This window comes from Thioclava sp. JE_KL1 (assembly GCF_009296265.1).
Taxonomy (GTDB): Bacteria; Pseudomonadota; Alphaproteobacteria; order Rhodobacterales; family Rhodobacteraceae; genus Thioclava.
On record NZ_WBJS01000007.1, the window covers coordinates 118678 to 138916 of the forward strand.

Genomic DNA, 20239 nt, shown 5'->3' on the forward strand with positions numbered 1-20239 from the left:
TGTTTTGCTGCGCTCGACTCGCAAGGATGCAAGCTTGCTCGTGCTGCCCGAAGCCGAAGAGCTTCTGCCGGGTATCTCGCTTGGTGATATCCTTGCAGAAGAGCTTGGAATCGAGGTGCCTTATGGAAGCCTCGTGGTGATCGAGCCGACGCATGTCGCAGGGGTGAAGCATGGTTTTGGGGACCGTGCGATCGACCTCCGGCTGCCGGCGATGGCGTCGCCCGCACGCGGTGGCTTTTCGCTGCACGAAGATGCGCGGGATCGCGGCGCGACCGCGACGGGCAGTCACCTGTGAGCGCGAAGGCCGTGGAAAACGGTCGCGATGCGTTCTGCGCTCGGTTGGCGGACCGGGCCAGTCTGACAAAGTCATGAGAATGCCGCGCCGTCTCGAGAGGCGGCGCGGCCTCCCGCGGCATTAATCCGAGATTAACCAGAAAAGCCTCCGATTAACTTGCCTTTAATCAAGTAAAGCTTTCTCCAAACATGCCCCCGTGGTCTTCTGTTCTTCAAGGATAGAGCGGATAGAGGCGGAGTAATGTTTGCATTGAGCTTCCGTGCTGCACTTGATGCGCCATTTCTGAATGTTGAAGAAGAACGGCAGGCCATCTCGCGCTGGCAGGAATATGGGGATCGGGACTCTCTCGAAATTCTCCTGCGCTCGCATGTCCGTCAGGCCTATGCGCAGGCGCGTCGCTGGGCGACCAATCCGGTCGAGCTCGAAGACCTCGTGGCGGAAGGGATCATCGGTTTGATGCGTGCCGCCGAACGGTTCGATCTGACGCAGGATGTGCGGTTCTCCACCTATTCGCACTGGTGGGTGATGACCTGCGTCCTCAATGCGCTCGCGCGGATCAAGACGGTGATCGATGTGCCGGCGCGGGTCTATCTCGATGCGCGGATGGGGCGGCTCGACAATCCCGAGGCGAGCCAGCTTCTGACCGGACTGGTGGCGCTGGATGCCAAGTCGTTCGACGACAGCGATGCCGAGATGATGGAAATGATGCGTAGCCCGGACCTCACACCCGAGGAACAGACTTTGGCCGCATCCGCGGCGCGCGCGGCGCATGAGGTTCTGGAAGATGCGCTGGACGATCTGGATGCGCCGGATCGCGAGATGGTGCTGCGGCGCAAACTGCAGACGCCGCCGGAGTCGCTCGACGATCTGGCGCGCGATCTCGGAATCAGCCGGGAGCGCGCTCGGCAAATCGAAAAGCGCGCGCTCATCCGGTTGAAGCGATGCCTTGAAAAGCGCGGGTTCAGCCCTGCGATGCTGAACTGAGAGGGCTGGGATGGCACGTCATCTGATGATCGCAGGACATGGGCGCGCGGGCACGACGCTGTTCTACAATATGCTGCGCGAGACCCTCAAAGGGTTCGAGATCCCGCCGCGCGAGACCAGCGCACTGTCCACGATCGGGCAACCGGGCGACTGGGTCAGCAAGCGGCCGCTGGATATCTTCCAGATCGCGAATATCGCGCGGGCCAATGTCCGCAACAAGCGGATCGATCTGATCGTGCCTCTGCGCGATCCGCGCGACATCCTCGTGAGCCGCCACTCGGCGGTGCCGGACGATTACTTCATCTCGTCTGATGCGATGTATTTCATCGGCGGCGCGGATGCGCCGGCGCCGGTCATGCCGGGGCTGCTGCAGATCCACGAGGCGATCGCGATCGTGCTGAAATCCGGCATTTTCCCGCAAGGCGTCTTCCTTCTGAAATACGAAGACCTTGCCGATGATCCCGACAGGATTCAGGAGAAGTTGCGCGATGCGCTCGATCTGCAATTCGAGGGGCGTTTTTCCGATTTCGGTGCGGCCGAGATCCCGGAGGATTTGAAAGGGCCGCTCAACGGCGTGCGCCCGGTCGAGAAAGCCCGCGCGAAGTGGCGCGACGAAGAACATCGGGCGCGCATCTGCGATCAATTCTCGCGCTTCCCGGTGCTGTTCGATCTGCTCGAGCAGCTTGGCTACGAAAAGGACCGCAACTGGTTCGCGCCCTTTATGGAGTGGCAGGCGGCGTCGGGGCGCCGGAGCAAGCGCTTGGGCTTGGTGTGAAGAGGACGATGAGATGGACGCGATAGCTGCGACATTGCTGAAGACGACGGCCTCTGGCGCAGGGGCCGGGCGGAAGCCGTCATCGGAGGCGACCGGCTTCGGATCGCTTTTGCAGGGCGCGCAACCGGATGCGGGTAGTGCCGCGAAGGCGGGGGCGTCGGCGGTGGCCGCTTCGCCCAAGGGTGCGACAGCGGCGATCCTTGCGGGGAATCCCGCGCTTCAGGCCGATCTGGCCGGGACGCTGCAGAAGGTTCGGGATGGTGCGCTGGCAGCATTGGCGCAAGGCAAGCCGATCGGGGCGGTGCTGAAAGAGCTGGGCACGTCGCTCGCGGCGGTGCTCGCAGAGTTCGACGCCACACATGGCACGAAATTGCAGGAAGCTCTCGCCCAAGCGCTAAAAGGGGTGCAGCTGCAAACTGGCGGCGCGGAGGCAAAGCCTGCCTCGGATCATGCGCACGAAAAAAGCGACACGATTGACGAGGTTTTCGCGAGCCTTCTGGTCTCGCTCGGTCTGCAAGCGAAGCCGCCTGAGCCCGCATCGCCGCAAAAGGGCGGCGCGCAACCCTCGTCGGTAGCGGGGCTCATGCCCGCGCATTCTGCGGGCGACCTATCCTCTCCGGCGGGGCAGCCGAAGCCTGAGGCACCGCAGACGCAGTCGCAGATCATCACATCCGTTCCGCAGGGGCTGGCCGGGGCGGTGCCCGCGCCACTTGCGCCGGAGGTCCCGCAGAACGACATGGACCCGCGCGTGCGCGCCGTTCTGGAAGCGGCCGCGAAAGGCGCGGGGAAGACCGGCAAGGCCGAGGCGCAGGCCGCACTGCTGCCCACCGAGCCGAGCAAAGGCGAGCCCAAACCGGCTCAGCCATTCGCCGAGGCCGCCCGCGCCGGGGCGCTGCCCGATGCGGCCGTGGCACGGCTCACGCAGCATGACGCAAGTCACGCAGCCCGCAGCGAGGCGGCGGCGCAACCGGGGCAGACAGCCCAGCCCTCGACGCGCTTTGCGGCGTTTGTCGCGACGCAACTCCGCCGCGCCGATCTGCAGGAGGGACGCACCCGCGTGGCCCTGACCCCGCGCGGGCTGGGCGATATCGAGATCGACGTGGAGCGCGACAAGCGCGGTCAGGTCAACGTGGTCGTTCGGGCCGAAAGCCCGGCGGTGCTAAGCGCCTTGCGCGGGGATCGCGAGACGCTCGCGGCGATCCTGGCGGGGCAGGGCCTGCAGATGGATAGCGGCGCGCTCGATTTCGAGCAATTCGGCGGTCATGGCGAGGGCGAAGAAGAACGCTCCTCCGGCCAAGGCGCGAGCATTGACGAAGACGTCCCCGTGCTGGGCGCCGATTGGCAGCCCACCATCGACGACGGACAACTGGATATCAGGACCTGAGGAGCCACAGATGAGCATCTCCCCGACAAGCACCACGCCGACCGCGGCCACGACCGATGCCGCGACGAACACCGCGCAGTCGAAGCTCTCGGCGGATTACAACAGCTTCCTGCAGCTTCTGACGGCGCAGATCAAAAATCAGGACCCGCTGAAGCCGATGGACTCGACGCAATTCGTCTCGCAGCTGGCGCAGCTCAGTCAGGTCGAGCAATCGGTGCAGACCAATACCAACCTCAAGACGATCGACGCCAAGTTGAGCGCGATCGGCGGGATGTCGGATGTGGCCCTGATGGGCAAGACGGTGTCGCTCGCCTCCGACCGGATCGAGCTGCGCGACGGTCAGGCCAGCACCAGCTACGAGCTTGCCGCACCCGCCGACAAGGTGACCGCGATCATCAAGACGGAGGACGGGACCGAACTGCGCCGGATCACAGGCCTGCCCGGACGTTCGGGCGAGAAGATCGCGCTGAACTGGGATGGGCGCGATTCTGCGGGGTTGCCGGTGCCCGATGACACGTTCCGGGTCGAGATCGAGGCGCAGGATGCCGATGGCAATGCGGTTTCCTACGACACCTATCCCAGCACGCAGGTCGAGCAGGTGCGCTTCTCGTCGCAGGGGCAGTCGCTGGTTCTGCGCAATGGCGAGGAAGTGCCCAGCTCGCTCATCGTTGCGGTGTCGGGCTGACGCGAGTGTCCCCCTGCGCGGTGCGCGGCGGCGGAGTTCCTATCCTTGCTTGAATGGTGCCGCGCTGTTCACCTTCGCCGACTGTAGGCGGGGCACACGGTCCTTGAGGCCACGCTCGAGCAGCGGGACGAGGTCGTCAGGCGTGACCGTATCGGGGTCGAAGATCCGATTATCCGCGAGTCTGGTCAGCAGATCGAGCGTCTCGTCGCGCAGTTTCGGCACGAGCGCCGGTCCATCGGGAAGCTCTTTGCCCTTCAGCACCAGCGTCACATCGACCGTCAGATAGCTGACCGCGCGGGCCCGGAAGATCGGAACCGTGATCGCCCCCAACGCGATGTCGCGCGGGGCAGGCTCGGGCGGGGCTTCGGGCGCTTTGGGCCCCGGCGCGATCTGGCTGCCGCCAAGATAGCCCAGGCCCGCCGCGACGATCGGCACCACCACGATGAGCAGCACGAGTGTTCTCCAGCGCGGCATCGGTCGCGCTCAGTAGGGCAGGACGACGTCGAGCGCGTCTTCCCCGTAGCGGGGCTGTTGCACCTTGCTGATCTGGCCGCGCCCGCCATAGGAGATGCGCGCCTCGGCGATCTTCTCGTAGGGGATCGTGTTGTCCATCCGGATGTCTTCGGGACGGATGATCCCGGCCACACGCAATTCGCGCAGCTCGTGATTGACCTTCACCTCCTGGCGTCCGGCGATCACGAAATTCCCGTTTTGCAGCTTCCGGATGACGAGGGCCGCGACCTTGAGGCTGATCGTCTCGTTGCGCTTGATCGAGCCGCTTCCGTTGGAGGTCGATTGCGAGCTGAGATCGACGATATTGCTGCCCGTGGGCAGGTCTTTCTCGCTGACGCCGGGCAGGATCTTCGCGATCTTGCCGCCATAGCCGAGGAAGGTCGGGAAGCCTACGCTCTGGCTGCCGTCGCGGCTGCGCTGGGAGGCGTTCTGAAGCTGCGCCTCGTCGTTGATGTCGATATCGACGGTCAGCAGATCGCCCACCTTGTCGGCGCGCTGATCGCCGAAGAAACCGGTGGAGCCGGTCTGCCAGAGCGAGGCCGCCTCGGCCCGCTGCGGAACGCGCGCAGGCTCCAGCGGCGGCATCGGGACGCTGACCCGGTTCACCTCGGGGATCGTGTCGCCATCGACGACCATGTCGCTCACTTTCGGGTCGCGCTCAAAGGCCGTGCCGGGACCGCAGGCGGCCAGCGCGAGCATCGGCAGGATGTAGAACGGATGTCTCACTTCTGAATCTCCACTTTGCCGTCGGGCTTGGCGATGCCTTCGACAATCTTGTTGCTCACGAGATTGACCACGCGCACCGACTGATCCGCATGGGCGTCGGAGATCGCCTTGCCGGGCGCGGTCAGCGACATCGGGCCTTTCGAATATTCGATCGAGACCGGGTCGCCGCGCGAGATGATGACCGGCTCGGTGATCGACTGGCTCATCACCGGACGCCCGCGCGCCAGGACCCGGCGCACCTGCATCCCGGCCAGATGGTCGAGCTGCGTCACGGCATAGGCGCCGACTTGGCCATAGGGCAGGTCGACCATCTGGAAATCATCGCCCGACAGGATGGCGCCGGGGAGGATTTGCTGCGTCGGGACAGGAACGGGCACGTTCAGCAGTGCAAGCCCCGCGAGGCGCCGCACATCGCCCGACGCCTCGACCGCATTCGCGAGAAACTGCCCCGTGGAGCGATCCATCCAGAAATCGCTGATCATCTCCGCATCGCCGGGGTCGCTGTCTTGCAGCGTGATCTCGAAATGACCGCTCGGCGGCATCTCGAGGCCCCAGGATTGTTCTGCCTTCTCGGCGATCAGCACCCGCACGGATTCCGCGCCCGCGGGACCGGCAAGAAGCGCGGTGACGAGCGTGGCGAGAACGGCGGTCGCGGAGGCGAATTTCGGGATCATGGCATCACTTGATCTGGTTCGAGGTGGACATCATCTGGTCGGCCGTCTCGATCGCCTTCGAGTTCATCTCATAGGCACGCTGCGCCGAGATCAGGTCGGTGATCTGCTGGATGATGTTGACGTTGGAGCTCTCAAGGTAGCCCTGTCGCAGGATGCCGACGCCCGGATCGCCCGGCAGCGCCTCGGTCGGCTCGCCCGAGGCGGTCGTCGCCTGCAGAAGGTTGTTGCCCAGCGGTTTCATCCCCGCCTCGTTGACGAAGGTCGACATCGTGATCTGGCCGATCTGCACCGGGGTCGGGTCCTTGCCGACATAGGCCATCACGAGACCCTGCTGGTTGATCTCGACATTGGTGGTGTTGGCCGGGACGTTGATCCCGGGTGCGACCTCATAGCCGTCCATCGACACGATCTGGCCCTCGGGGCTCAGCTGGAAGGTGCCGGCCCGGGTGTAGGCCTGACTGCCATCGGGCATGTTGAGGGTGAAGTACCCGCCGCCGTCGATCGCGAGATCGAGCTGGTTTTCGGTCTGCACCAGCCCGCCTTGCGTGTTGAGCCGCACCACGCCCGCGCTTTGCACGCCGAGGCCGATATCCACGCCCACAGGGCGCGCGGTCCCGTCAGCGGAGGTCAGCGAGCCTTCGCGTTGCAGCGACTGGTAGACCAGATCCTGAAACGCGGCGCGGCTGCTTTTGTAGCCGGTGGTGTTGGCGTTCGCGATGTTGTTCGAGATCACGTCCACATTGGTCTGCTGAGCCAGCATCCCCGTCGCGGCAATTCCAAGTGCTCTCATGCTTCAGCTCCTTTTCGCGCCGGTCAGACTTTGCCAAGCCTGCGCAGTGTTTCCTGACGAAGGGTGTTCTGTTCATCCATCAACTTCACCGCCCGCTCGTAGGAGCGCTGGATGTCCATCATCCGGGTCATCTCGACCACCGGCTGGACATTGCTCTCTTCGACGAAGCCCTGAGCGACCTGCGTCGTGTCAGACGGGGTGAAGGCGGGGGCGGCACCTCCGGGCGCGGCAAAGAGGCCGCCGCCCAGACGGTTGAAGCTCTGGATGTCGGGCACATTGAACATGCCCAGCGTGCCGATGGTGCCGCTATTGGGCCCCGAGATCGTGCCATCGCGGGAAATGGTGATCTTCTCGCCCGGCGGGATCGCGATCGGCGCGCCGCCCCGGTCGAGAACCTTGTTGCCCGTCAGCGTCACGAGATTGCCCTGCGGATCGACGGCCAGCCGCCCGTCGCGGCCAAATGCCGTCTGGCCCGCGGGCGTCTGGTAGGCGAACCATCCATTGCCATTCAGCGCCACATCGAGCGGATTGGACGTCTTGGTCAGCGAGCCCTGACGGTCATCGAGATAGGATCCCTTGTCGAGCACGTAGCTCACGTCATCCTCGGGGCCCGCATTGCCCTTCGAGTTATAGCTCTCGGTCAGCGAGCGTTCGGCCTTGAAGCCAGCCGTGTTGGCATTGGCCATGTTGTTGGCCGAAATGTCGAGGCTGCGCCACAGCGTCGAAGCGAGGGATAGAGAGACGTAATTTGAGCTATCCATGAATTTCCGTCCGCGAGAATGGATCTTGTGGCTTTGTGCTTGGATCGCTGCCGATTTCCATTCAATAATGTTTGCTAATCTTGGAATAATCAATACTATTCTTTAAGACGAGAAGGAATTCTGGTGCGTTTGGGCAAGAGGTGATGGAATTGCGAGGCGGTTTCCCCTTCATGGGCGGCGTTTTGGCGCTCTGTCTTCTGTGTGGCGGTGCCGCGGCGGAGACGCTCCCCGCGCCTCCCCCTTTCGACTTCGCGCAATACACGCAGGCGGGGTTCCTCGCGGATCGCGATGCGCTGGCCGCTGGCGTCGCCACAGCCGAGCCCGGGCCGTCGCGCGCCATTGCGCGGCTCGATCTCGCGGAATTCTATCTTGCCCATGTCATGCTTCCCGAGGGGCGCTCGCTGCTGGGCGACGAGATGCCCGATGGTTTGATCCCGGCAGAGCAGGCCCGCTGGCGCGCAATTTCGGCCGGGTTCGATATCATGGACGGGAAGGGGGTGCCGACTGGCACGCTCCTGCCGAATGTCGACTGGGCGAACTGGCAGGACTATCACCTCTGGGCGGCGCTGAACGCGATCACGCAGGGCGACGCGGTGGAGCTTGAGGGCAATCTCGCGGGCGCGGCTGACCGGCTTCCGACCTATCCGCCCGTTTTCGTTGAGGCCTGTCTGCCCGCGCTTCTGGAAGGCGCGATCGCGGTCAAGAAATGGCCGCTGGCCCAGCGGCTGAGCCGGGATTTCGACGGCTACCCCGAGCTTAAATCGCAGCCGGTCTATAGCTTCCTTATTGGGCGGGTGGCGGAGCAGTCGCATCATCCCGACAAGGCCTATGCCGCGTATCGCGAAGCGGCGAAGGGGCAGGATCGCTATGCGCAGCGGGCGCGGCTTGCGTTGGTCAGTCTGGGGCTCGAACATGGAGCTCTGACGCCGGACCAAGGTTTGTCGATGCTCGCCGAGGCTAACCTTGCGTGGCGCGGCGACAGGTTCGACCTGCAGGCACTCGAACAGCGCGCGCATTTGGGCGAGGCCTCCGGCCACGATGTGGATGCGCTGATTGCCTATGGCGAGATCCTCACCCGGTTCCCCGAGCGTCCGCAAGCGCGCGCGGCGGCGCAGGCCGCCGACAAGCTGCTCAAGGCGTTTTATGCGAAGGGCGCGGCGGGGAAGATTTCGCTCACGGATTTTGCCGAGGGGCATCAGCGGTTGGAGGCCTATTACGAGGTCCGTCCCGATTTTCAGACCTATGCCGAGCAATTCGCGGATCGCCTGCTGGAGTTGGGCGCGACGACTCAGGCCGCCACGGAATATCGCAAGATCCGGGAAGCTCTGAGCGCACAGCGCAAGGACAACCCAGAGGCAGTGTCGCAAGACAAGATGGCCTATCTGGCGCTGCGCGAGGCGGAGGCGCTTGCGCGCGGGGGGCAATTCGCCCGCGCTGCCAAGGTGCTGGAGGCCTCCGAGCGCCCCGCCGATGCGCAGGAGCTGAACCAGTTCAATGCGCTACAAGCCCGCGTTCTGGCCGAGGCCGGGAAGACCGACGCGGCCTTGCAGGCCAAGGTCACCTCGCACTCGGTCGATCATCTGCGGCTTCAGGCGCGGCTCCACTGGAAGAAGGGTGATTGGAAGGCGGCGACCCGGTCCTATCGCGAGTTGTGGAAGAAGGCCCCGGACGATTTCTCCGAGACCGACGCGGTCGAATTGCTGCTGGCCGCTTACCGCTCCGGCGATCTGACCACGGCCCGCAGCGTCGCCGAGGTCTTCCCGCGTCTGGCGGGACGTGAGGATCTGAACAAGCTCGTCGCGAGCCTTCTGGCGGAGCCCGCCAAGCTCAGCCCGCTGATGGACGCGGCTGCGCGGGACCGGCTGCGCAAGGCGGATGACGCGCTCGAGATGGTTGGGTCGGAGGCGAAGCAAGCTGGCGGGTAGATATCTTTGCTATGCATTGCTCCGCACCAACATCGTCAAAGACAAAAACGCAGATATTTTTAACTTCAGTTAAACATCGGTCGCATATCTCCTAGATAGCACCCCCTTCTCTTCGGACATGAGAGGATAAAACCATGAGTATTTCGAGCGCGATGCAGACCGGCGTGAGCGGCCTGAACGCAAACTCCGTCGCCGTTGGCGAAATTTCCGAGAACATCGCGAATGCGAATACCACGGGCTACAAGCGCAGCTTCGCCCAGATGGTGACCATGACGCCGAGCGGCGGGCTCGATGCACCATCGGGTGTCAATGCTGTCGTGTCCTCCGACGTGACGAACGGGGGCGCGGTGATCCCCACCAGTTCCGCAACCGATTTCGCGGTGAACGGGAACGGGTTCTTCGTCGTGTCTGGCAGAGCCAATACGAGCGTCGAGTCCGATTACGTCCTGACGCGCGCCGGGTCGTTCAAGCCCGACGAGAATGGCGATCTTGTCAATTCGGCAGGCTATTTCCTCTCGGGCTACCCCTATACCGACGGCACGCTCGGCTCGATCGACGGCAACAGCTTCAATGGGCTGAAGACGGTGAACGTGACCGATGCGACGCTGAGCGCGAAGGCGACGACCACGGTCAGTGTGCAAGGCAATCTGCCCTCGCAGGAAACCGGAAACGCGACGCCGGGCGCACCGTTCACCTCGTCGTCGCAATATTTCACGCCGCTCGGTGCGGCGAAGCGGCTCGAATATTCCTGGCAGCCGACCTCGACCCAGAACCAGTGGGACGTCACCGTGTCGGATGGCGACGGCGTTCCCTACGGTCAGGTCACGGTCGATTTCGCCGCCAGCGGGCCCAATGCGGGTGCTCCGGTCAGCTATTCCGGCGTGACCAATCTCGCCACGGCCCCCGGTGCCTTCTCGATGGACACGACCACGGGCGTCATGAGCCTGACGATGAATGACGGTGGCACGACCCAGCCGATCGATGTCGGGCTCGGTGCGCTGAACAGCTTCGACGGGATGACCCAGTTCGCCGGCGATTTCACTCCGCAGAAATTCGACACCGACGGCTCGTCCGCCGGCGCGCTGACCCGGATGGAGGTCGATGATACCGGCACGATGTACGGGATCTTCGATAACGGCCAGCGGCAGGCGCTCTACAAGATCCCGCTCGCCCATGTGGCGAACCCGAACGGGATGCAGGAGGTCGATGGCGACGCCTATCGGCTGACCCGCAACAGTGGCGACTTCACGATCCACAAGGCGAACGAGGGCCCGGTAGGCACGATTTCCTCGGGGACGCTTGAAGGGTCGAATGTCGACATCGCGCAGGAATTGAGCGATCTGATCCGCACCCAGCGCGCCTATTCCACCAACGCGAAGATCGTCACCACGATGGACGAGATGCTCGACGAGACCACGCGTCTCAAACGCTGATCGTCACGCTGAGAACGGAGTAAACCCATGAGCCTCACGGGCGCCCTCCAGGCGAGCACGAGCGGTCTGCGCACGGCGCAGATGCAATCGGAAGCGACCTCGCGCAACATCGCGAATGCCAGCACCGAGGGCTATGTGCGCAAGGAGTTGCCGCAGGTCACGACCTCGGGCGGCCTGGTGCAAACCGGTGAGGCGCGGCGTGAAGTCGACGCCTCGCTCAACCGCATGTATCGGCAGCATTCCTCGGCGATGGCGCGCGAGCAGGCGATCTACGAGGCGGTGGGCGAATATACCGCGACGCTGGGTCAGCCGGGCGACGGTCTGTCGCCCGCGGACCGGCTGACCGATCTGCGCAGCTCGATGATCGCGCTGGTGAACAATCCCGGCAGCAATGCGGCGCAAAACGGCGTGGCGGCCTCCGCGCAGGAGATGGTGACCTCGCTCAACCAAAGCAGCGACATGCTCGCGCGGGTCGGCGGCGAGGTCGATATGGAGATCAAATACGACGTCTCCGATTTCAACGAGACGCTGCACAAGATCACCTCGCTCAATAAGCAGATCTCGGACGCGCCGCCCGGCTCGCTCGGAGCAGCCGATCTGGGTGACCAGATGGATGTGCTGGTGGAAAAGGCGTCGAAGCTGATCGACATGCAGGTGCGCCGCTCCACCGATGGGCGCGCGACGCTCTACACGGCCGGGGGCACGCCGCTCGTCGATGGGAGTCAGGCCAGCTACATCACCTATGATCAGGTGGCCGGAAAGCTGTTCGCAGGTAAGACGGAGATCACCCCGGACTCCACCGACGCGCGCGGCTTCCAGAATGGCAGTCTCGCCGGTCTGTTCGCAGTGAAGAAAGACGTTCTGCCGCGTTTCCAGCTTCAGCTCGATGAGATGGCGCGGGGGCTCGTGCAGGGCTTCGAGAGTGCGGACGCCTCGCTCGCGCCGGGGCAGGCGGGGCTCTTCACCGATGCAGGCGCAGCCTACGATCCCGCAAATCTCGAAGGGTTGGCGGGCCGGATTTCGGTCAATGCGGCGGTGGACCCCGCGCAGGGTGGGCAGCTCTCGCGCCTGCGCGACGGCATCGGCGCCACCACGCCGGGCGCTGCGGGAGATTCCACTCAAGTGGAAGCCTTCGTGTCGATGTTCGACGATCCGCTTTCGGCGGACCCGGCCACGGGGCTGGAGACGTCGCTGTCGCTGCGCGACTATGGAAGCAACATGATCTCGGCGCAGGAGTTCGAGGGCACCCGTGCGCAGGAACGGTTCGCCGCCGCGCGCACCGCCGCCGAGACGGTGAACGGCACGCGCCAAGGCATTCAGGGCGTGAACATCGACGATGAGATGCAGAAGCTGATAACGATTCAGCAGAGCTATGCCGCGAATTCGAAGATGATGACTGCCGTCATGAAGATGATGGACACGTTGCTTGAAGCCGTCTGAGGAGACTGAACGATGATCCCCCTAATCCGGAATTCGCTGTCGACCCTGCAGATGAGCGTGATCTCGCGGCGATCGGTCAGCCGCACCACGGCCGAGTTGCAGCGGACGAGCGACGAGGTCGCGACCGGGCGCAAATCGGATGTCTACGCGGATATGGGGGCGAAATCGGCCTTCGTGCTCGCGCTGGAAGATCGCGCGACGACCAATTCGCATTTCATTACCTCGAACAAACTCCTCGGGAGCAAGCTGGATATGATCGCATCCAGCGCGTCGACGGCGCGCGGGGCGGCGCAGGATGTGCTCGGTCTCGCCGTCGGCAACCTCGAGCGCCCCGGCGCCTCGGCGGCGACCCTGCAGCAAAGCGCGCGCGCCGCCCTCGACACCATCATGACGAGCCTGAATGTCTCTCTCGACGGGGAGCATCTGTTCTCCGGCGTGGCCTCGGACAAGCCCGCGCTGCGGGGCTATGACGTGGCGAACGGTGCGACGGGCCTCTCGGCGGGAGACGTCCTGTCGGGTATCGTGGGCAGCGGCCCCGCGGATGCGACCCAGGCGGCGACGATGCTGTCGCAGATCGACAGCGTGTTCGACGACACCAATGCCGATCCGACGAAACGCTACAGCTCGACCTTCTTCCAGGGCGACGCGACAGCCGGGACGCCGCGCAAAACGGCGCTGATCGGAGATGGCGAGACGCTGGATTACGGGATGCAGGCGGACGATCCGGAGTTCCGCAGCCTGATCAAGGGGCTTGCGCTGTTCGCCTCGACCGACGTGTCGAAGATCAAGGATCCGGACGCATATAAAAGCTGGATAGCCGCCGGCGTCAAAGCGCTGAGCGATGGCGTCGAAGGGCTGCGCAACTCCGAGACCGCGCTGGGTGCGAAGCAGAAGCGGCTCGACATCAAGCTGACGCAGCAGCAATCGATGGATTCGGTGCTCAAAAGCCGCCTGTCGGATTACGTTTCGGTCGATCCCTATGAGGCCGCGACCCGGATGACCGCGCTTCAGACACAGCTCAACGCGAGCTACAGCGTGGCGGCTCAGATGTCGAAACTGTCGATCCTGAATTATCTCTGAGCCGCGCGTTTATCGCGCGGCTACCGTGCCCCGCGCGTCGGTTTGCTCATAGGCTGCGAGCTTCACGTCTCTCGTGCTTTCCAGCTCACTGAACTTGTAGCCACGACCGTAGACCGTCTCGATATATTGGTGGCCGCTATCGGCCGCATCGGCGATCTTCTTGCGCAGCTTGCAGATATAGACGTCGATGACCTTGTCGAAGGGCTGGTCGTCGCTCATCCCGTAGACCGCATCATAGATCGCGCCTTTCGCAATCACCTTGTTCGCGTTCAGCGCCAGGTGCTGGAAGATCGCGTGTTCGCGGTTCGACAGCTTCAGCCGCGCGCCCGAGACCAGCGGATCGCGCCCGTCGAAGAAGGCGGTGATCTCGCCGACGCTGATGCTCTCGGCGGCGTGGCCGTAGGAGCGGCGGATGATCGAATTGATCCGCGACACCGCTTCGATCCCCTTGATCGGGCTGACCATGACGTCGTCGGCCCCGGCATCGAGCGCTTCCGAGGCATCGCGTGAGTTCTTAAAGTCGCGCATCACCAGAACCGGATTGCGGCAGCCGCAGCTACGGATGGCCCGGATATAGTCGGTCACTTCCGGGCAGTCGCCGATCAGGATCGCCCGCGTGTCGACGCCCTTCTGGTTCAGCGTACTGAGATCGGACGCGAAGAAGGATGCGGGGACGAGGACGGGTTGCAGCCCAACGCTCTCCAGCTCGCTGAGCAGGCCGCGAACGCGGCCATCGCGAGGCTCAAAGACGTAAATATTCATGCAGGCCTCCATCCCGGGCAAGTTTCTCGCACAAGCGGCAAGATCACGCTAAGTTGCCACAAAGGATTAGTCAAGAATAGTACTGATTTATATTGGACACTATTTATGTTTTGCTTTAATTTAGCGGAATGTGCTGGTGATGTGAGGAAACTATGCTTGCTTCTTTGCGCCGAAAAGGTAATCGGGCGTCGTTTTCTCGCGCCGGGGTTCGTGGGGCGCTCGTCGCGCTCTCCGTCATTGCAGGGACGCTCTGCGCGATCCCGGCCGCCGCACAGGTCCGCATCAAGGATATCGCTAGTTTCGAAGGCGTTCGTGAGAACCAGCTCGTGGGGTATGGTCTCGTGGTCGGTCTGAACGGCACCGGCGACACCCTCAACGGCAGCCCCTTCACCAAGAAGTCGATCGAGGGGATGCTCGAACGGCTCGGGGTCGGCAATCTCTCCGGCGATGCGATCAAGACGAAGAACACGGCTGCGGTGATGGTGACGGCGAAGCTGCCGCCCTTCGCCCGCCGCGGCTCGACGATCGACGTGACGATCTCCTCGCTCGGCAATGCCGACAGCCTGCGCGGCGGCACGCTGATTGTGACGCCGCTCGTCGGGGCGGATGGCGAAATTTATGCCGTGGGGCAGGGGCCGATCTCGGTCGCGGGCTATAGCGCGAAGGGCAACGCGGCGAGCATCGTGGACGGTGTGCCGACCGTCGCGCGGATGGAGAACGGCGCGATCGTCGAGAAAGAGATCGATTTCGAATTGAACTCGATGAAATCTGTGCGCCTGTCCTTGCGGGAGCCCGATTTCACGACCGCGTCGCGCGTCGCCGGGGTGATCAACGACAAGCTCGGCCACAACACCGCGCAGATGCTCGACCCCTCCACCATCGAGGTGCAGGCGAAGGGCAAATACGGCGTGCCGGAGTTGCTGGCGATGATCGAAAACCTGCCCGTCACGCCCGACTCCGTTGCCAAGGTGGTGGTCGACGAGAAATCCGGGACCATCGTGATCGGCTCGAATGTGCGGATCGATCAGGTCGCGATCAGTCAGGGCGGTTTGACCGTGAAGGTCAAGGAAAGCTACGCGGTCAGCCAGCCGAAGCCGATCTCCATCGGGGAGACGGTAGTTGTGCCCGAAACGGATGTGCAGGTCGAAGAGCGAAACACTCAGTTCAGCGTGCTCCAGGGGGGCGATGTCAGCCTTCAGGATCTCGTGGACGGTCTCAACGCGATTGGTGTAGGTGCCCGGCAGACGATATCGATCCTGCAGGCGATCAAGGCCGCGGGTGCGCTTCATGCCGATCTGGAGATCATCTGATGAACCCGCTCGATCCGTCGAAGCCGTCGCTCTCGGCCGCGTCGCTCAAGGCGCCTGCTGCCTCCGGTGCAAAGGCGCAGGATGCGAAGGAGATCGCCAAGAATTTCGAGGCGACCTTTCTGCAGCAGGCCGTGGGCGAGATGATGAAGACCGTGAAGATGGGCGGTCTCGATGGTGGCCACGCTGAGGAGATGTGGAAGTCCTTCCTCGCACGCGGCATCGCGGATGAGATCGCCGCCTCCGGCCGGACCGGGATCGCGCAGAGCGTCGAGCGGATGATCGGCGCCTATAACTCGAACGGAGAAGACCATGGCTGATGAGACCCCGTCGCGTTTTCGCAAACGGATGCAGGCCCGGCGCGAGATTTCCGCCGAAGGCCCCGTTCTGACCGACGAGGACGATGCGAACCTCGCCGCTTTCGAGGCGAATATCGATGCGACGCTCGATCTGCTGCATGAGGAAATCGCGGCGGTCGAGGCGGGGCATCTCGACCGCGTCACCGAGCTTTATGATCGCAAGGCGGACCTGCTGAAGCGGATCGAGTTGAAGATCCCCGTGATCGAGCCGTTTCTGGAAGCGTCTGAGGATGCCGCGCCCGCGCTGCGCGAGAAGCTCCGCCAGCTGAAGACCGCCGTGCAGGACAACAGCGTTCTGCTGTCGCGGATGTCCGAGGCGACCCGGGACATCGTGCGCGAAATCGAGAAGATCCGGAACCGGCACAGTCTCGATGGTCTCTATGGAAAGAGTGGCAAACCGGTCACAGGACAGGACGGTCCGCAGATGCATATCGATAGGGAATTCTAGATTTCGCCCAAACGTTAACCCGCGCTTAATCTTCGGCCCAAAATTCCTCTCCACGGCTCGCGCCGTTTTTCTGTCAGAAGACGAAAACAAATATCTTTCAGAATGAGGAGTGACTAGAAATGTCGTCCATTCTTACCAATACCTCCGCGATGAATGCTCTTGCGACCCTCCGTGGGGTCAACAAGGGTCTCGAAGACACGCAGAACCGCATTTCGACCGGCAAGAAGATCAACTCGGCGAAAGACAATGCCGCATATTTCTCGATCTCGGAATCGATGAACAGCGACAGCGGCATGTACAAGTCGATCAACGAAGGTCTGACCCTGACCAAGAACTCGGTTTCGACCGCACGTCTTGGCGCAGAGTCGGTGAAGGATCTCGCCCAGCAGTTCGTCGAGCGTGTTTCGTTCGCCCAAGGCGACGCGGTTGATCATGCTGCGGTTCAGAAGGAACTCCGCAGCATCGTCGATCAGATCGGCACCACGATCAGCCAGGCGACCTTCAACGGCGACAGCCTCGTCGACGGTTCGGCCAACGTGACGGTCGTCACCGGGATCAGCCGCGCAAGCGGTTCCTTCGCGACCACGTCGATGACCTTCCAGGCGGTCGATCTCTCTTCGCTTCAGGCGACGCTGAGCGGGATCGATATCTCTGGTGGTTCGGCGGCGGTTCTGACCAGCGCGCTGACGAGCGCCCAAAGCGCTCTCTCGACGGCGATCGACAACGCGACCTCGCTCGGCGTGGCGGAGAAGTCGCTGGAATCCCAGCAGGACTTCCTCGGCAAGCTGACCGACAAGCTCGACACCGGTGTCGGCAACATGGTCGATGCGGACATGGAGAAGGAGGCGGCTCGCCTGCAGTCCTACCAGGTCCAGCAGCAGCTCGCGACGCAGTCGCTCTCGATCGCGAACCAGGGTCCTCAGAACCTTCTGAGCCTGTTCCGCTAAATCGTGGCGATGAACTGAATGGAAAGGCCCCGTATGTTGCGGGGCCTTTTCTTTTGCCGCGCTTGGGTTGTCTTTTCCGGCAAAGTTTAAAAACGCCTTTAACCGCGCCGTGCTAAGTTCGGGCAAAGAGAACAAAAGAATATCGAGAGGAGAGCTTGCATGAGCGTCGCCGCGTATAAGCGAACCATTTCCGAAACCGAGTCTCCGCGGCAGATCGAGCGTCGTATCCTGTCCCGCGTCACCGGCGAGCTGGAAGCCTTTCTGGCCGACTACGACAGCGCGTCGCAGGCCGGGCGAGGGGCGATCCTCGCGCAGGGTCTGCGCACTGCGCTCTGGGAGAACGAGCGCATCTGGACCGCACTGCGCGATGACCTCGCGGAGCCGGCGAACCAGTTCCCCGCCGATCTGAAAGCGGCGCTTATCTCGCTCGCGCTCTGGGTCGAGCGGGAGACGCAGGTCGTAATGGGCGGCGGCGGCGCGGTCGCTCCCCTCGTCGAGGTGAATCGCAACATCATCCGGGGGCTCAGCGGCGACGCGGGCGAGCCGGTGGCTGCGGAATAAGAAGGGGCGCGGGTCATGGCATTACGACTGACGTTGAAACCGAACGAACGGATCGTGGTCAATGGATGCGTGATCCGAAATGCCAACCGTCGCCAGACGCTTCAAATCGAGAACACCGCCGACGTGATCCGGGCGGAGGATCTGCTGGATGAAAACTGCGAGCCGACCCCGGTGAAGCAGGCTTATTTTCTGATCCAGACCGCGCTGATCCGCGTCGATACGCGCGACACGCTGGTGCCGGTCATTCAAGAAAAGCTCGCCGATCTTGCCACGATCTTCAGCGCTCCCGTGGTCGGCGGCGTCTTCGAGGCCGCGAACTGGGTCTCCCAGGGCGATTACTACAAGGCGTTGAGCGCGCTGCGCCCGGTCATGCGACGCGAAGAGGAGCTGTTCGCGCGCCTCTCCGGAGATGCGAGCCCGGCGGTGGCGCTGGAGGGGGAAGAATGCTGACGATTTCGGGAATGAGCAGCCGCCTCGCGCTGAACCTGATCGACCGGACTCAAGCCAAGCAGCTGGACCAACTGGCGGCAGAGCCGCAACATGCCCGCGCGATCAGCCGTTTCCGCGAGAATATCGCGGATATCCATACCGCAGCCGATCTGGTGGGCAATTACGACGCCTATAGTTTCGTCATGAAAGCCTTCGATCTGGAAGACCAGATGTTTGGTAAGGCGATGATGCGCGAAATCCTGTCGAGCGATTCCGCCGACAAGACCTCGCTGGTGAACAAGCTCACCGATCCGCGATTTCGCAAGCTCTACGATGCGCTCGGATTCACTAATGGCGGGACGGCGAATACCAATACCTCCTCGACCGCGTGGCAGGACAAGATCGTCGATCAATATGTCAGCCAGCAGTTCATCAATGGCGAAGGCGAGCAGAACGCGACCGTCGGGTCCGTGCTCGAATTCCGTCAGAAGCTCGATGGCGTCAAAACGTGGTATTCGGTCCTGAAAGACAAGGATACGGCGCAGTTCATGCGCACGGCATTGGGTATCCCGAATGACGTGGTGAAGCTCGATGTCGAGCGGCAGAAACAGATCTTCGAGGACAAGTTCGACATCGCGAAGCTCAAGGACCCGAAGGAGGTCGACAATCTGATCTCTCATTTCGTCGCCGTGTCCGATGCGCAGAGTTTCGCAACGAATGGCGCGGGGAGTGCTGCGGTGACGCTGATGCAGGGCGCGGTTCAGGGCGGCTCGGGCCAGTTCGTGCCCGCGACCTTCGATCTGACCGCGATCGCGACCTTCTCGGCCTCGCGCTACCGGTAAGCCTGCCTTGTATCGCGGCTCACCTCAGTCGATAATCACGTCGTCATCGTCGAGCGGGATGCGGATTTCGTCGTCGCGCGACAGCTCCAACGCATAGTCCACCAGCGCCGATTGCGCCTCTTGCACTTCGCGCCCGCGCACTGGGCCCATCGCAGTCATTTCCTCGTTCAGCATGTCGCGCGAGCGGGCGGGCAGGGCGCTCAGGAAGTAATCGCGTACCTCTTTCTTGGCCCCGCGCAAGGCGAGCGGAAGCGTTTGCCCTTCGACCCCGCGCATGACTTTGACGAGGCTCTGCTGGTCGAGCTTGCACAGATCGTCGAAGGTGAACATCTTCGCTTTGATTGCGCCGAAGGCATCCGGGATGCGCTTCTCCAGACGCTGGGTGATGTCGTCGAACAGCTTGCTGTCGAGCTTGTTGAAGAGATCGGCCATGCGCTGCTGCGGGTCCGGCCCGGTGTTGCGCGTCGCCGAGCTCATGAACTCTTTCTGCAGCGTCTCCTCGATATTCTGGAAGACATAGCGCGGGACAGTGTCGATGCCGATCATCCGCTCCAGCACCTCCATCATGCGCTCCTCGCCCAAAAGCGGCAGCACCTTCGAGGCCACCTCGGGCTTCACCTTGCTCAGGATCGCCGCGACCGTCTGATCGTGCTCTTCCTTCAGGTAATTGGCGATGACCTGTTCGTTGAGCGCAGAGAAGTTCTCCCAGATATTGCGACCCACCAGCGGGCCCTGGATCTCCTGCATGATGTCGCTCACCCGATCCTCGGGCAGGAAGCCTTTGAGCATGCTTTGCGCCATTTCCATCGACCCGACGATACCGCCGCCATCGCCTGCGGTTTCCATGAACTCGCTCATCACCTCTTCCACGACATCGGCGGGAATCGTGCCCAAAGACGAGATCGCGTGGGTGATCGAGTGGATGTCGTAATCGTCGAGCCTCTGCATCAGCCCGGCGCCATGCTTCTCCCCAAGGCAGAGGAAAAGGATTGCCGCCTTCTCGGGGCCGCGGAGTTTCTTGTAATCCCGGGAGGTTTTCATCGTCGGCGCTCGATCTGTTTTGAGGTCTCGGCAAGAATAGCAGTCTATCCTTGTATTCTCAATCAGGATCGCGCGCTA

23 protein-coding genes are annotated in these 20239 nt (G+C 63.0%); 16 read left to right on the forward strand and 7 right to left on the reverse strand.

The genetic code is table 11. From position 1 onward, the window contains the following. Positions 1–34 precede the first annotated feature (34 nt). The 5 genes from F8R15_RS14615 to F8R15_RS14635 all read left to right on the forward strand — a co-directional run bounded on the left by F8R15_RS14615 (position 35) and on the right by F8R15_RS14635 (position 4123). Complete coding sequence (locus F8R15_RS14615) at positions 35–295, forward strand: hypothetical protein (protein ID WP_152845080.1); 261 nt, start codon at positions 35–37, stop codon at positions 293–295. Between the two features lie 240 nt (positions 296–535). Further along, a complete protein-coding gene (locus F8R15_RS14620; protein WP_152845081.1) occupies positions 536–1279 on the forward strand; it encodes a sigma-70 family RNA polymerase sigma factor in 744 nt (247 codons plus the stop codon). A gap of 10 nt (positions 1280–1289) precedes the next feature. Then, positions 1290–2054 (forward strand): hypothetical protein, encoded by a 765-nt coding sequence (locus tag F8R15_RS14625; RefSeq protein ID WP_152845082.1) that lies wholly within the window; start codon positions 1290–1292, stop codon positions 2052–2054. A 13-nt stretch (positions 2055–2067) separates the two neighbouring features. Beyond that, the gene (locus F8R15_RS14630) at positions 2068–3438 is read left to right on the forward strand and encodes a flagellar hook-length control protein FliK (protein WP_152845083.1); all 1371 of its coding nucleotides are present in this window, start codon (positions 2068–2070) and stop codon (positions 3436–3438) included. 10 nt (positions 3439–3448) lie between these two features. Continuing rightward, the gene (locus F8R15_RS14635) at positions 3449–4123 is read left to right on the forward strand and encodes a flagellar hook assembly protein FlgD (RefSeq protein WP_172976237.1); all 675 of its coding nucleotides are present in this window, start codon (positions 3449–3451) and stop codon (positions 4121–4123) included. Positions 4124–4162: 39 nt separating this feature from the next. Here the strand turns inward: F8R15_RS14635 and F8R15_RS14640 are convergent, their stop codons facing one another. Genes F8R15_RS14640 through flgF form a run of 5 tightly spaced genes read right to left on the reverse strand, consistent with a single transcriptional unit; the run spans position 4163 to position 7587 of the window. Next, the gene (locus F8R15_RS14640; RefSeq protein WP_152845085.1) at positions 4163–4597 is read right to left on the reverse strand and encodes a hypothetical protein; all 435 of its coding nucleotides are present in this window, start codon (positions 4595–4597) and stop codon (positions 4163–4165) included. A gap of 9 nt (positions 4598–4606) precedes the next feature. Then, entirely contained in the window at positions 4607–5362 is a 756-nt protein-coding gene (gene flgH, locus F8R15_RS14645; RefSeq protein ID WP_368731055.1) for a flagellar basal body L-ring protein FlgH, read from the reverse strand. Beyond that, on the reverse strand, positions 5359–6036 hold the full coding sequence (gene flgA / locus F8R15_RS14650; RefSeq protein WP_152845086.1) for a flagellar basal body P-ring formation chaperone FlgA: 678 nt from the start codon (positions 6034–6036) through the stop codon (positions 5359–5361). The genes flgH and flgA overlap by 4 nt, the downstream gene beginning before the upstream one ends. Positions 6037–6040: 4 nt before the next feature. Next, the gene (gene flgG / locus F8R15_RS14655) at positions 6041–6826 is read right to left on the reverse strand and encodes a flagellar basal-body rod protein FlgG (RefSeq protein WP_078522000.1); all 786 of its coding nucleotides are present in this window, start codon (positions 6824–6826) and stop codon (positions 6041–6043) included. A 23-nt stretch (positions 6827–6849) separates the two neighbouring features. Continuing rightward, positions 6850–7587 carry a flagellar basal-body rod protein FlgF gene (gene flgF, locus F8R15_RS14660; protein WP_152845087.1) on the reverse strand — a complete coding sequence of 246 codons (738 nt, stop codon included), beginning with the start codon at positions 7585–7587 and terminating at the stop codon, positions 6850–6852. Positions 7588–7730: 143 nt separating this feature from the next. On the opposite strand from flgF, the gene F8R15_RS14665 reads away from it, so the two are divergent. The 4 genes from F8R15_RS14665 to F8R15_RS14680 all read left to right on the forward strand — a co-directional run bounded on the left by F8R15_RS14665 (position 7731) and on the right by F8R15_RS14680 (position 13465). Next, entirely contained in the window at positions 7731–9512 is a 1782-nt protein-coding gene (locus tag F8R15_RS14665) for a lipopolysaccharide assembly protein LapB (RefSeq protein WP_152845088.1), read from the forward strand. A 134-nt stretch (positions 9513–9646) separates the two neighbouring features. Further along, a complete protein-coding gene (locus F8R15_RS14670; protein ID WP_152845089.1) occupies positions 9647–10945 on the forward strand; it encodes a flagellar hook protein FlgE in 1299 nt (432 codons plus the stop codon). Between the two features lie 27 nt (positions 10946–10972). Continuing rightward, positions 10973–12385 (forward strand): flagellar hook-associated protein FlgK, encoded by a 1413-nt coding sequence (flgK, locus tag F8R15_RS14675; RefSeq protein WP_152845090.1) that lies wholly within the window; start codon positions 10973–10975, stop codon positions 12383–12385. Positions 12386–12397: 12 nt separating this feature from the next. Further along, complete coding sequence (locus tag F8R15_RS14680; RefSeq protein ID WP_152845091.1) at positions 12398–13465, forward strand: flagellin; 1068 nt, start codon at positions 12398–12400, stop codon at positions 13463–13465. Positions 13466–13474: 9 nt separating this feature from the next. On the opposite strand, the gene F8R15_RS14685 is transcribed toward F8R15_RS14680, so the two are convergent. Continuing rightward, on the reverse strand, positions 13475–14227 hold the full coding sequence (locus F8R15_RS14685; RefSeq protein ID WP_152845092.1) for a response regulator transcription factor: 753 nt from the start codon (positions 14225–14227) through the stop codon (positions 13475–13477). Between the two features lie 152 nt (positions 14228–14379). On the opposite strand from F8R15_RS14685, the gene F8R15_RS14690 reads away from it, so the two are divergent. The 7 genes from F8R15_RS14690 to F8R15_RS14720 all read left to right on the forward strand — a co-directional run bounded on the left by F8R15_RS14690 (position 14380) and on the right by F8R15_RS14720 (position 19120). Beyond that, positions 14380–15537, forward strand: a complete 1158-nt coding sequence (locus F8R15_RS14690) for a flagellar basal body P-ring protein FlgI (RefSeq protein WP_152845093.1) — start codon at positions 14380–14382, stop codon at positions 15535–15537. Next, positions 15537–15854 carry a rod-binding protein gene (locus F8R15_RS14695; RefSeq protein ID WP_134330260.1) on the forward strand — a complete coding sequence of 106 codons (318 nt, stop codon included), beginning with the start codon at positions 15537–15539 and terminating at the stop codon, positions 15852–15854. Before F8R15_RS14690 ends, F8R15_RS14695 begins: the two co-directional genes overlap by 1 nt. Beyond that, positions 15847–16341 carry a hypothetical protein gene (locus tag F8R15_RS14700; protein WP_152845094.1) on the forward strand — a complete coding sequence of 165 codons (495 nt, stop codon included), beginning with the start codon at positions 15847–15849 and terminating at the stop codon, positions 16339–16341. The genes F8R15_RS14695 and F8R15_RS14700 overlap by 8 nt, the downstream gene beginning before the upstream one ends. Positions 16342–16460: 119 nt before the next feature. Then, complete coding sequence (locus tag F8R15_RS14705; protein WP_078521982.1) at positions 16461–17288, forward strand: flagellin; 828 nt, start codon at positions 16461–16463, stop codon at positions 17286–17288. Between the two features lie 159 nt (positions 17289–17447). After that, a complete protein-coding gene (locus F8R15_RS14710; protein ID WP_152845095.1) occupies positions 17448–17849 on the forward strand; it encodes a flagellar biosynthesis regulator FlaF in 402 nt (133 codons plus the stop codon). A 15-nt stretch (positions 17850–17864) separates the two neighbouring features. Then, entirely contained in the window at positions 17865–18299 is a 435-nt protein-coding gene (locus tag F8R15_RS14715) for a flagellar biosynthesis repressor FlbT (RefSeq protein WP_152845096.1), read from the forward strand. Then, positions 18293–19120: a DUF1217 domain-containing protein gene (locus F8R15_RS14720; protein WP_152845097.1), complete on the forward strand. Its 828-nt coding sequence runs from the start codon at positions 18293–18295 to the stop codon at positions 19118–19120. Before F8R15_RS14715 ends, F8R15_RS14720 begins: the two co-directional genes overlap by 7 nt. 24 nt (positions 19121–19144) lie before the next feature. Here the strand turns inward: F8R15_RS14720 and F8R15_RS14725 are convergent, their stop codons facing one another. Continuing rightward, the gene (locus F8R15_RS14725; RefSeq protein ID WP_078521974.1) at positions 19145–20161 is read right to left on the reverse strand and encodes a flagellar motor switch protein FliG; all 1017 of its coding nucleotides are present in this window, start codon (positions 20159–20161) and stop codon (positions 19145–19147) included. Positions 20162–20239 lie beyond the last annotated feature (78 nt).